Genomic DNA, 12,641 nt, shown 5'->3' with positions numbered 1-12,641 from the left:
CTGTTGTATAAGATAATTTTTAGTGTGCAGTCCAATATCCGTAAGCACGGTTCAATCCTACGCACCAAGAACAAAACTGCTGAAGAAATAATATGAAAAACACGAAAAGAATTACTTCGGATCATCCTGACAGTGCTTGGCGCGGAAATGTTGTTTGGAGCCCGGTCAAATCCTGTTGGTTTATTGCCAATTTAGCTGCAACGCTATTTGTTGCGCCTTTTAACTTTTCTCTATCGAGCATTTTTGTTTTTTTATGTCTTTCATATATCACATTGTGCTTTGGTCACTCATTGGGCATGCATCGTCTTTTGATTCATCGCTCGTACGAATGCCCCCTGTGGATGGAATATGCTTTTGTTTACTTGGGCGTATTGGTTGGCATGGCAGGACCGATTGGCATGCTAAAACAGCATGATCTTCGCGATTGGGCGCAACAACAACCGAAGTGCCACGACTACCTACGTCATGGCTCCCATATTTTAAAAGATGGCTGGTGGCAGTTAAATTGCGATTTAAAATTAGCCTCTCCTCCTAACTATACGATTGAAAATCGCGTATCACAGAGTCGATTTTACCGCTTTATTGAGGCTACTTGGCTCTTACATGCTTTATTGCCAACACTCCCTTTATACTTGTTCGGTGGCTTAAATTGGGTTGTTTGGGGAGTCTGTGTTCGTGTCGTTGTATCTGTAGGAGGTCATTGGCTTGTTGGATATTTTGCTCATAACCAAGGCGAACGAACTTGGGCTGTGGAAGGTGCCGCTGTTCAAGGTCACAATATTCGAATTGCAGGACTTCTGTCAATGGGAGAAGCCTGGCACAATAATCACCATGCATTTCCCGGCTCTGCAATGTTAGGGCTGCACAAAAACGAGCCAGATCCTGGTTGGGTTGTTCTCAATGCGTTGCACAATCTTGGGTTGGTCAAAAATATTGTTCTTCCAGAAAACCTACCTGAGCGCAAAGAGTTGGTAGTTGAAGCCCAAAACCTCGATTGTAGAGAGAAACGGGTGCCCCAAGAGTGTGATATTGCAAACAAACTAAAAAAATTAGGCTAGGCAATGATTGAAATATTAGAAGGAGAAGCATGCTAGTTTGGGACGAAACTGATGTATTAACGGTTCTAGAAGTAATACCAAAAACGGAGCGAGATGGCATATGGCATCTTTACGAAGTTGAAAAAGACGGTATTAAGCTAGTAATACATATATATCAATATGATGGAGATGTCAGATTCGAGCTCATTAACACCATAAATAATGCTACTATTTTTTCCATGTCGATTTTGGATTGCGACGGTGTCTTACGAAAAAAAGATACTACTGGTGAGTACCTTCAGTTTGCACCAGCAAAATGTTTTAGTCACCGTTACGATGGGGAAACAACGATACCTTATGGCGTTCGCGTAATGGTAAACCCCAGTATTAGCATTGAGCTTTACCGATAATAAATATTCAAACTGACATATCATTTTGACACTATTTGACGAACACTTAGTCGTCGCTCATTTCAAATTATAGTTTCTAACACAATAGTATGCGCATGGAGTGCCAAGGATGATTAGTAATGATAAGTACCAACCTTATTTTACATATTTTATCTGTATTACAACGCTATGTATTTCAATGCTTGTCGCCCTGCAGATTTCAGGGTCTATTTTTGGCAAATCTAGAATTGTATACCTCGCTGATTATGGTGGCCTTACCTGGCAGAGCATTAAAAACCTCGAGCTTTGGCGCTTTATGAGCGCTCAGCTTGTCCACGTCCATCAAAAACATATGCTTTACAATGTACTATCTATACTATCGCTCGGTATAATTCTTGAACGACAAGTAGGGTACAAATATATGTTGGTTACATGGCTGTTTGCAGGAGGTCTTGGCACTGCAATTACCACGGCCTTTGGTTCAACGCCATGGAATACCGGCACAGGCGCTTCACAAGCTGCGTTGGCGTATGCTGGGTTTGGTTTAACATTTTTAATAACGCATAAGAAGTCAAAGTACCTCTTAATGAGTGCAACTTTGTTCGCGTTGTTGCCAGCGTTATACCTAGATTTAAAAACGGCAGGCTTCCCAAAGCCAGCGCATATATTGAGCTTCGCGTTAGGAGCAACAATTGGAATATGTTATCTATTTAAAGTGAAGATCGAATCAGCAAAGAAGCACACAATATCAACACATCTCTGATCGCTACCTTAAATCGAATGACCGCTTTTTAAGCGCAATACGAGACCATGTAACTTGGGCTTTGTTAGGAAGCTTACTTGGTTGGTTTTTAAGGTGGAGTACTACATCAAAACCGAACTCTATTGCATATTCAAATAATTCTGAACTACTTGTTGGAAACACGTGAGTCCCAGCCCCCGCAGGACCATGTCTAAGCGAAATTGCACAAACAGCACCTTCTGACATCAATGAAGAAAGCCTTTCAATACAACGCCTTCGCTCATTGACATTAAGGTGATGCCAAACGCCATCTAGTAACACAAAGCCAAAACTTCCTTCTTTTTTAGATACTTTTTCCAATTCGGGTAGACTATCATGCAGCCATTGAATTCTCTGGCCTGAATATTTTGAAGCTGCTTTTCTTAAAAATGGCTCAAAAGGCTCCACTGCGACAACTTCATACCCCAACTGCGCCAACGCTGCTGCATTCTGACCAACACCACAACCGGCATCCAATACTCTTGCAGAACGCGTTGGTAAAAAACTTAAGAAGTCATGATTGATTTCTGCAAACTTTAAATTGAAGCTAGCAGTAGCAAATGCTTCGATGACCTTGTCATAACCTTGAGTCCCTTTAACCAACTGTATACCTCTATTTTTTACTTTCGAACGAATAGCTGAGTGACGCCCAACATGCTAAGCAACAATTCAAATCAAATTACAGCTACTATCCCTATTTTAGAGAAACAAAAAATTTTTTACATCGACCTATGTGATTAGATAAACATCTCAAATTCATAGTTTTGTACTTTGACTTAAAGGCATTGGAAGCACATTAATAATTTTATAAAAAACATAGCCATACACAAAACAAAGCTAAAACACTTTATACTCAAAATGCTTATATAGAACCAAAGGGAAATTATGAAAATTAAAACTATATTACTATGCCTTGCAGCAGGTGTGAGCACTAGCGGAGCAGCAAAATCAATTTCTTATAACGCCACAGAGTGCGCACAAAGATCAGTTAACCCCGGTGAAGAAACCCTTAAGTATAGATACTTTTCATCTTCTAGTATTGAAAATACAACCAATCAAAACATCTCTGTGTATTGTCCTATAAACCTTGAGCAAAACATCATCATAGAATCTGTTGACGCATATTTTAACTTAGCCAGCAAAGACCCAAATACTAATGCAGCATGCACGCTAGAAATAAAAGGGATGGCAAACCCTGCGGTAAAATTATCAAAAACATATGGGACATTCGAGCGTTTTTCTGCACTTACAATGCGACCTGCTGATGACTACGAAGTGCGTTTAGCTGAATATCAAAGTAGATATGAATATCGCGGTTCAGCGGTATCAGCACACCTAAATTGCACCATTCCAAAAGTATCAGACGACACATTAAATGGCCCATATGGATTTACTAGAATGGTTGGCTATGTCGTAAACTACACGCAGAAATAACCTCTTTATGGGGTATTCCTCTTCAGAAAAGCACTGTGATTAGCTTAGGTAGCTGTAGTATGCAAAATTTAGAATTCACCTTACTTAGCGCTCATTGCATTTGCAAAGTTAAATCAATCTAAAACGGAAGCCTTGAATAAAGTAACCCCCTCACAACCGAGGGGATTACACTGCCTATCTACTTTTTAAATCGCTGATAGTTACTGGCTAACTTGGCTAGTTCTTTTATCAATGAGTACTTGATTTGTGCCAGCACTTGATGCATTGGGATTTACTGATAATGTAATTGTTCCATCAGAATTATAAGTCATTTGTGCGCTGCCATGCTCTGAGTATTCCGTAATATATTCTTCAGAAATATGCGCTAGATTGCTGCTAAACACATGAATCCCTATCTCCGTGCCATTTAAAAGCACGGCAATTTGACCGCTTGGTAGCTCTTCTATCGATTCACTTGGCGTACTGGAATTCGGCGTCCATGAATCATTGAGAAGTTCTCCCAGGCGACTAACCATCATGAGCTTACTTTCAATAGCGGTATACCCTGACAAAACAAAATTGCCATTTTTAAGCTCTTTAACTAAATGAACTTGCGTCATATTGTTAGGCTTATCTACATTTTCATATGAAAAAACTGGGGTAAATGCACTATCTAACTCAATAATAAATGGACCATGCCTCCAACCTTCTTGAGGCGCGTTTGCTACGTGAGCATCTCCATATATTAATAAATTGCCCGAGTTCGAGCTTGCTAACTTATAGCCATTGACATCAATGTTTTGCCCTATTTCAGGAACATTGATTGGTGAAGAAATAGTTCCATTTGTAAGATCTAATTTATGGATAGTATGCGTGTTTTTACTATCACTTAGCGCAACATATGAAATATAAACTCCATGGTCCGTCTCCACTACATCAGCAAATTTGCCCTCATCAGAAGCTTGCCCAACAGTGTGTGAAAAATCGCCGACTTGGTTGCCCATTTGATCAATTACACGTCCATAAGCATGAGTTTTCCCGTGCTCACGACCAATAGCAAGAATATTCCCATCTTTTAACTCATAAACCTTACTCAGGCCTCCAAAGCTGTCATTTTGTTTAAACGTTAGCTCCCAGTCTTGTTTGCCAAAGCCATTTATCTTAACTACCCAATCGGAGTTACTTGTTGAGTTGGAACCAAATATTAAGTATCCACCATCTAGAGTATTGATAGTCTGGCGAACCCTGTCTGATTCGTTGCCAAAGGCATACTTGAATACGCCGGCTTCGATGGTCTCAGGTAAGCTCCACTCTCCAGCAACCTCAGAAGGGTTCACACTTCTTACACGCCAATAGTATCTTCCTGGTGTAACCTGCGTTTCAAATGACGTAGCTGGTGTTTGAACTGTGACTTCAGTTACATCACTCGTAAATTGCGCAACCTTTGATATCTGAACTTGATAGCTGGAAGCATACTCTACTTCACCCCATGCCAGCACTATTGGTTTTAGTGTATCGTCGGTTAATGTAACACGATGATTTAACATACTAGGCGCAGGCAATATGCCATAGTCTACGGCAATAGAAAAAGTAGGTAGCTCTGTTGTTATCTCTTCGTCGCTCACTTTTATTTTGATATCTTTAAAACTTCCAACGTTTCTATTAGTAGGAGTCCCTTTTAAACTTCCTGTTGTAGAGTCGAAACTCAACCAACTAGGCTGGTTCTCAATGGCAAACTTTAAATCATCACCGTCAACGTCTGTTGTACTTGGTACAAATTCATAAGCTTCATCAGCACGTAAAGATGTTTGTGGCGCGCCATTTATCACCGGTGCATCATTCACCGGTGCGACAACAAGTTGAACTTTGACTGTTTTGCTTGCAATGGCCCCTTGCGTTAGTTGAAATGTGAACTCATCAGTACCATTAAAATTAGCTCTTGGCGTATAAGTAATGTGCGGATAATCACCGCGGACAACCCCATACTTCGGATTTGCTAATACGTTAAACACGATGGCTGTGTCGTCACCAGCTGGGTTGTTTGATGTAACGTCTATTTGCAATGAGCTGTCTTCAATTAAAGACAAGCTCTGGTCTGCAATAACAAAGTCAGCTTTGAATGGTGCTGAATCTTCCTGATCTTTTATTCCATCGTTGTCATCATCTTCATCTTCTAGATTGGCAATACCATCTAAATCTGAATCTAAGAATTCATTGATATCCGGTGCGCTATAACTATCCGTGCCTTCAATCCATTTAAGGATATTGGCATTGACCTCATCTGGATTGATACGCTTTTGCGTACTAGAAAGTGATATTAGGCTATCGGTATCTTCAATAATCCCATCAAGCGCAAAGTCTTTCTCAATGTTGTTTATAAAAGCTGTCAATTCTGCTTCTGCTGTCGTACCATTTTTGCCCGCTTTCTCAATCGCATATTGATAAAGCATTGATGACACAGTTAGTAAGTAAGCACTCGCTTCAGAATCACTATCTTTGTATATTGAAAGCTTAGAAAATGCTGTTTTGTCACTACTAGTCAAAACATTTTTAAATGCTTCTGAAAACTCTTCCTCAGCTTGCTTTAACGCGACCTCAAAACCTACTTTATTATCTTTTATAAGCTCTAAAATTCGATTACTCGTTAAATGGGTTAATAAGTTTATATTTGCACTCTGTTTACCATCATTAGAAGCTTTATAAATTGTTCTTAGTGTTAAAGGTGCACGAGAAAGCTCACCAGTAATCTCATTACGGTAATAACCAAATGCAGAAATTTCTAAAATTGAGTCAGCCTCTGCTGTGAACTCAAAATTGCCTAAATCATCTTTCGTTTTTGTCACAATTGTAGAGGATGTATTCTCACCAGTTTCCGAAAGTTTATTAATGGTTATAGTAGAACCAACTACAAATGGCCCTTTTTCTACACTACCTGATATACTTACTTTTAAGTTATCTGTCGTTATTCCTTTTGCGGGCGCTGTAGGGTTGGATTTCCCACTTCCACAACCTGTGGCTCCCAATAGTGTAACTAGCAGCAGAGTTGCTTTATTTAAATGACTCAAGATGATTCCTTAATTATATTTATTGGTAGTCGAAAAAGGCTATTTTCCTCTCAAAAATTTACCTTTTAAATCAGTAGAAAATAAAAACCACCAGTCTAAATAATGTCCATTGTTAATTTTAAAAGCAATTCTAGCCACACAGTAAAAATATAACAATTAGGTACAAGGCAATAAATTGTTCAAAATTGTAAGATAGTAAACATAACCCTACCCAACAAGCTTAATTAATGAGCATAAAAATCAAATAGCGCACGATATTATAAAATAATTTATAATAATGTAACTTAAAAGAAACTAAATAATTAATATAGAACTAAAGCCAAAATATTAAGCAAATATTGATTGGTTATTTAACAATCTACACGAAATTATTGATTTACTTTGACTCAACAAATAACTAAAAAGCTTGGGCTTAGATCACTCATAACTCGTCTAAACGTTGAGAAAAGATATAAACTACGGTTCAGTCTTGCTAGGCACTAATACACGCTTTTCGATTTGCACTTGTTGAGTCCTCAACTCAGAATTCAACAGCTAGAACTGTTTAGCCTTGTCAAAAAACATAACTATGTACTGAAGCGCCTACCTACATTTGTGAAAATGAAAAATATGATTAGAAACAAAAAACTAGGTATACATACTAGGCTAATTTAAAATGTGAAAATTGTTAGTTTGCGCTCACCAACAATATAGTGGATACACCTGTTTAAAAACCACAATCCCCGTTCACATATTCCTGTTTAACAACGTTTGCGCTGTAAAAGGTTGTTGTACTTTAGAGAAGCGTACTCACAATACAATTGTGAGTACCTAACAAAAACCAATTCACATGGAGAAGAAAATACCGTAAAGTAAGCGCGGATTTTTTATGAGATCGATATGCTTAAGACTTTAACAAATCTGTTAATTATTATGACGATGTTGTTTACCTTCATTGGTCAAGCAGCTGCATATCATTTCATGCCAGTAATTCAACTGGACTCTGATCCCCATTTATCTTCTACTCAAGTACAATTGCAAGAGTTTCCTGAATTGCACACTCAATCCGAGGAGCAAGATGACTGTTGCGAAATTGACTGCTGTGAAACTGAGTGCATTTGTCCATCAAATGCCTGTATTGCCTTTGTCTATTTAAACTCGAACAGCCGCCCTGCAAATGCGAGCGCGCCAAGTGAGCTTGTCTTTGTTAATCATATAGGTCATCCGAACAACCTTTCAGACACGTTATACCGACCGCCAATTTTTTCCTCATAGGGTTAGTGCGCCCTAAATTTGCATACGTTAAAAATTTGTCGTTTGTTTTGCGCAGTTTGTGCGCGACTTTTTAGCATGTTTGAGGTAGAAATGCTTAACCAATATTCAAAACTGGTAGTAGCTTTAACGTTATTGCCATCAATAAGTTACGCTGTTGGACATGAAGAGTATCACCATGATGATCATCAAGAAAATAAGATCGAAAAAATTCAAGTGACGGCGTCACGCTTAGGAAGAATAGTTACCGAATCAGCCACTCGTACAGAAGTAATCAATGGCGAAGAGGTACAAGAAAAAGCCCTTATGCGCCCCGGTAACATATCCATGCTTGTAGCAGAAACAGGCGGAGTTCGAGTCCAAAATACATCACCAGCGCTGGGCAGTGCCAATATCAGGCTACAAGGGTTGTATGGACGCTATACCCAGCTATTGAGTGATGGCCTACCTCTTTATGGTGGTCAGGCTGCATCCATAGGTTTGTTACAGATACCCCCTACCGATCTGGCCAATGTTGAAATTATTAAAGGTTCAGCTTCATCTCTATATGGAGGCTCAGCTCTGGGAGGAGTAATCAATCTTATTTCTCGAACGCCAGCAGATAAGTTTGAAGGAGAAGTATTACTCAATGCTACGTCAAAAAATGGCCAAGATATTACCTCTTATATTGCATCTCCCATTAGTGACACTGTCAGCGCTTCTATTACAGCTGGAGCTCACCACCAAAAAGAGCAAGATCTAGACGACGATGGTTGGATAGATTTTGCCGCATACGAGCGAGCAACTGTGCGCCCTCGCCTCTATTGGTCTGGCGAAAATGGTGCCAACCTATACATGACCCTTGGCGCGATGACTGAGCAGCGTACAGGTGGTACACTCGAAGGAGCTGTTATGCCTGATGGCAATCCATACGTTCAGTCTCAAGATACCGTCAGATTGGACAGTGGGTTTATTTTTGAACAGCCTCTTGGGGAAGTGCTAAGCCTCAATGTACGTGGCTCAGCCATGCATCAAGAACATGAGCACCAATTTGGCTCTATATTTGAAGATGATAAACACAAGAGCCATCTTATTGAGTCTAGTCTTTCCGGGTACAATGATACTATCGCTTGGCTGATTGGGGTCGCATATCAATCTGACTCATTTGATTCGCAGCAATACTCTGGTTTCAATTACACTTATGACGTTCCTGGTCTATTTTCACAGCTTGATTATGACCTCTCAGAGGATATTGCACTTTCGCTGAGTACCCGTGCAGACTGGCATAGCGAATATGGCACACAGGTAAGCCCTCGTATCTCAATGCTCTACAGTCCAAGCAATTGGACAATTAGAGGTTCGTTCGGCCAAGGATACTATGCACCAACTCCATTTATCGAAGATATTGACGATACTGGTTTATCTCGCCTAGAACCTCTTGAAAACCTTGAAGAAGAGCAAGCCACCACTGCCTCTATAGATATGACTTATAGCTTAGACAAAGTTGAAACAAGTTTAACATTGTTCGCCTCTGATGTTGAAAACGTGACTGAGCTAGAAGTATTGGAAAATCCTAATAGCCCCAAACAGGTACGTATTGTAAATGCGCCAGGGGAAAGTAAGATCCGTGGTGCTGAACTGCTACTGCGTTATCGTTGGCATGATATTAAGTTTACAGCCAGTTATTTGTATACTGATGCCAGCAAATTAAGTGACTCAAGTTTGTCTCGTGAACCGTTGGCACTAACACCAAGACATTCGGCCGGCGCAGTGATCATGTGGGAAGAACACGGTAGTCACCTTGTTGGGTTCGAAGCATACTACACAGGTACTCAGCAACTTGAAAACAACCCCTATATGGCAGAAAGTAAGCCATATTGGCATTTAGGGCTTTTGGGACAAATTACCTTTGACAATGTCAGCTGGTTTATCAATGCAGAAAACTTACTGAATGTGCGTCAAACCAAAGAGCACGCTCTCGTGTTACCAACTCAAGCGCCTAGTGGCCGCTGGACAACGGATATTTGGTCTCGCAATGATGGATTTACTGTTAATGCGGGTGTACGGATTCAATTTGGCAGCTAATCAATCAATGATTACGCCATAGAAGTGCTACTAAAATGCCTTCATTTTGCACCATTAAAACTTATTGCAAAATGAAGGCAAGTTTTTATTCTGTGCGCTTAGTTACAGGCTTTTACCCATTTCCAAACTGCCCATTGTGTTGAGTTGTCTGCTGGAGAATCGCCTCTCGTCCACCACTTTGCCTCATAAATACTTCCATTTTGAGACGCTTGGTCACCTTTAAGGTAAACCTTATTAGTCTCCCAACTTCCTACACTACAACCACTATCTGCAGCAACTACTACCGAATGTGTTACTGTATCTTGTTGGCCTGCCGTATCTGTCACAGTAAGAGATACATTATAAGAACCTGCCGCAGCGTATGTATGCACTGGGTTTTTCGATTGGCTGGTAACTCCATCACCAAATTGCCAATCGTAGCCAACTACACCGTTGTCATCGATTGATGTATCTGTAAATGTCACCATTAGGTTATTCGTTGTATGAGTGAAGAGCGCCACAGGTGCTCTGTCAATGCCATCCGTTACTGACACAGACTTTGTAACGGAGCCAGTTGCACCTTCATTGTCTGTAACAACCAACGACACCTCGTATGTGCCAGGCTGTGCATAAGTATGTTCAATGCGCATTTGCGATGATGTGCCGCCATCACCGAATTGCCATGCAGCACCGGTAATTGTGCCATCAGTATCTACTGAGCCACTTGCATCAAAGGTACAAGAGAGTAGATTACAATTTACCTGAATATTAGCAGTTGGTGGCGTATTGCCTCCATTACCATTATCTCCGACAGGCACAACACCGCCAAAGTGCGATGATACTTTTGGCCAAATAAGCTCAATTCGCGTGCCTCGGTTAAGTTTTGTCGTACATTGTGTGCTATTTCCATAATGATGCAACGCAATGACATTGTTATGCTCTGCCGATACAACTGGCGATCCTGATGAGCCACCAATTGTGTCACATTTGTAGCCCATGTCTGTTGTACTACCACGCCCTGCGGTCACAGTTTGATCGATCTGACAATAACCAGTTGTATTTTGATCACTTTCAATAGCAAGCTCTTTAGGATTACCACTACCATGTTGAGGAATAAATATACGCTGGCCCTGTGTTTGCGATGTCACATCAAGGCCAAAGTGTCCAAATTGCTTTATCTTTTCAAATTCTTTTACTGTAAATAAGGTATAATCAAGGCTGTAATCGGTAGCAAGTAGTTGATCACCCATGACTTTAACAGTGCTATTTGGTTCCCCCACCCCACATGCTGAACGCTGATAGTTAAACCAAACCTCTACGTTTTTGGCTTCAGCAGCACTATCAAAGCAGTGGTTGTTAGTAAACATATGATTACTTGCACCTACGCGCCAAGCTGTACATAAGCTGCGCCCACCAATGAGTAAACGTGCAACAGGGCGACTGCGCTCGAACTCAATTGGGTGAGTAGACTCCCAGCAAGCCACATCCCTACGCTCGTTAATACCGCAGGTAGATTTCGGCTCAATTAAATCCGCAGCTAGAGATTGCGCTTTTGCCGCCATTTCTGACTCTGGATATCCTGCAAAAAAGTTATTAATTTCAACCCCATGATGAGGAAGCCAAGCATTTGGGTTAGTTACAACTAATTTGAGTTTTACCGCATCAGCCGATATAGACATCGCCGAACTGACATCGCTGTCATTATGATCGTAACGATAAAGTTCTTTTTCGTTTAAATCGCTGACTTGTAAATATGCGCCTTGTGGCAATGAAAACTTAGCAAAATTAATTTTAATGAAATTAGCGTTTGGATGATGAATCGTTTGTTCAAATTCGCCTTGAAGCGCACTAATAGACTGATCCAAGCCCAATGCTAACTGGTAAGGTACAGCCTCAGCGATTTCTGTTTTCTGATGCATACTTTCCAGCACACTTGCATGGCTTGATGCTGCAAGCAGTACACACGCCGCCAGCGAAGTTTTGATTACTTTACATGATGTCATAAGTTAAATATCCTTTATTTGTAATTATTGTGCTTAAAATAAAAAGCAATTGAAACTTATGTTATATTTAGGTTAATGTAAAGTTTGTTTTGTGATATTAAAACACTTACTTATAAGACCATCATATTAAAAATTAGCCATGGCAAGTGTTCTTTGAAAAGACAAGGATACTATTGAACTGACGGATAACATTGAATAAATCAATATAAACCACCATTAAAAGCGGTGAACTAAAAGCATAACTTCTAGTTCACCGTAAACTGCATTGTTATTACTTAATAAGAATATCGCTAGCAACAATTTGAGCTAAACCTTGGTAAGGCGTTAACTCTGTATTACCCACAATATTCACATCTCCATGTTCAAAAGCACTCATAGCCTGAACCAATAACGCTTCGCTTGATACCTCCGTAGGAGTGTGCACAGGAAGCTCACCAATAGAAATTACCTTTCCATCAGAAAACTCAACACTTTCGATACGATGGCTGCTGCTTGATGCGTTCTCAATAACAATTGAATCACCAGAGTTTATATCACCAATGATAACTACTAAGTTTGATCCCTCTACAATTGTAGAAATCATATCTACAGTTATCCCTTCACCGAAGACCAGCTTATCGCTGCCGCCAATGTCGTTGATGATGTCTTGACCATCGCCG

General features: G+C 40.2%; 10 protein-coding genes. 6 read left to right on the top strand and 4 right to left on the bottom strand.

What is annotated here, in order from left to right; translation table 11 throughout:
- Window positions 1–92: 92 nt before the first annotated feature.
- The 3 genes from N475_RS05750 to N475_RS05740 all read left to right on the top strand — a co-directional run bounded on the left by N475_RS05750 (window position 93) and on the right by N475_RS05740 (window position 2,189).
- Window positions 93–1,058 (top strand): acyl-CoA desaturase, encoded by a 966-nt coding sequence (locus N475_RS05750; RefSeq protein ID WP_063364825.1) that lies wholly within the window; start codon window positions 93–95, stop codon window positions 1,056–1,058.
- Between the two features lie 29 nt (window positions 1,059–1,087).
- Window positions 1,088–1,447, top strand: a complete 360-nt coding sequence (locus N475_RS05745; protein ID WP_063359498.1) for a hypothetical protein — start codon at window positions 1,088–1,090, stop codon at window positions 1,445–1,447.
- Between the two features lie 109 nt (window positions 1,448–1,556).
- Entirely contained in the window at window positions 1,557–2,189 is a 633-nt protein-coding gene (locus N475_RS05740) for a rhomboid family intramembrane serine protease (RefSeq protein WP_063364824.1), read from the top strand.
- Window positions 2,190–2,192: 3 nt separating this feature from the next.
- Here N475_RS05740 and N475_RS05735 read toward each other — a convergent pair whose 3' ends face one another.
- A complete protein-coding gene (locus N475_RS05735) occupies window positions 2,193–2,810 on the bottom strand; it encodes a class I SAM-dependent methyltransferase (RefSeq protein ID WP_063364823.1) in 618 nt (205 codons plus the stop codon).
- 282 nt (window positions 2,811–3,092) lie between these two features.
- Between N475_RS05735 and N475_RS05730 the strand changes: the two genes are divergently transcribed.
- Window positions 3,093–3,641 carry a hypothetical protein gene (locus N475_RS05730; RefSeq protein ID WP_063359501.1) on the top strand — a complete coding sequence of 183 codons (549 nt, stop codon included), beginning with the start codon at window positions 3,093–3,095 and terminating at the stop codon, window positions 3,639–3,641.
- A 200-nt stretch (window positions 3,642–3,841) separates the two neighbouring features.
- Here the strand turns inward: N475_RS05730 and N475_RS05725 are convergent, their stop codons facing one another.
- Complete coding sequence (locus tag N475_RS05725) at window positions 3,842–6,685, bottom strand: Ig-like domain-containing protein (RefSeq protein WP_063364822.1); 2,844 nt, start codon at window positions 6,683–6,685, stop codon at window positions 3,842–3,844.
- 879 nt (window positions 6,686–7,564) lie between these two features.
- Between N475_RS05725 and N475_RS05720 the strand changes: the two genes are divergently transcribed.
- Together N475_RS05720 and N475_RS05715 are read left to right on the top strand one after the other, a co-directional pair.
- A complete protein-coding gene (locus tag N475_RS05720; RefSeq protein ID WP_063359503.1) occupies window positions 7,565–7,939 on the top strand; it encodes a hypothetical protein in 375 nt (124 codons plus the stop codon).
- A 90-nt stretch (window positions 7,940–8,029) separates the two neighbouring features.
- Entirely contained in the window at window positions 8,030–10,000 is a 1,971-nt protein-coding gene (locus N475_RS05715; protein WP_063359504.1) for a TonB-dependent receptor plug domain-containing protein, read from the top strand.
- Window positions 10,001–10,098: 98 nt separating this feature from the next.
- Here N475_RS05715 and N475_RS05710 read toward each other — a convergent pair whose 3' ends face one another.
- Window positions 10,099–11,982, bottom strand: a complete 1,884-nt coding sequence (locus N475_RS05710; protein WP_063359505.1) for a PKD domain-containing protein — start codon at window positions 11,980–11,982, stop codon at window positions 10,099–10,101.
- 271 nt (window positions 11,983–12,253) lie between these two features.
- The coding region (locus N475_RS05705) for a calcium-binding protein (RefSeq protein ID WP_155732543.1) at window positions 12,254–12,641 on the bottom strand (388 nt) is incomplete at its 5' end.

It is taken from the genome of Pseudoalteromonas luteoviolacea DSM 6061, from assembly GCF_001625655.1.
GTDB classification, from domain to species: domain Bacteria; phylum Pseudomonadota; class Gammaproteobacteria; order Enterobacterales; family Alteromonadaceae; genus Pseudoalteromonas; species Pseudoalteromonas luteoviolacea.
Note: the sequence above shows the minus strand (reverse complement) of the source record. Positions and strands in the feature narration are given on the sequence as shown.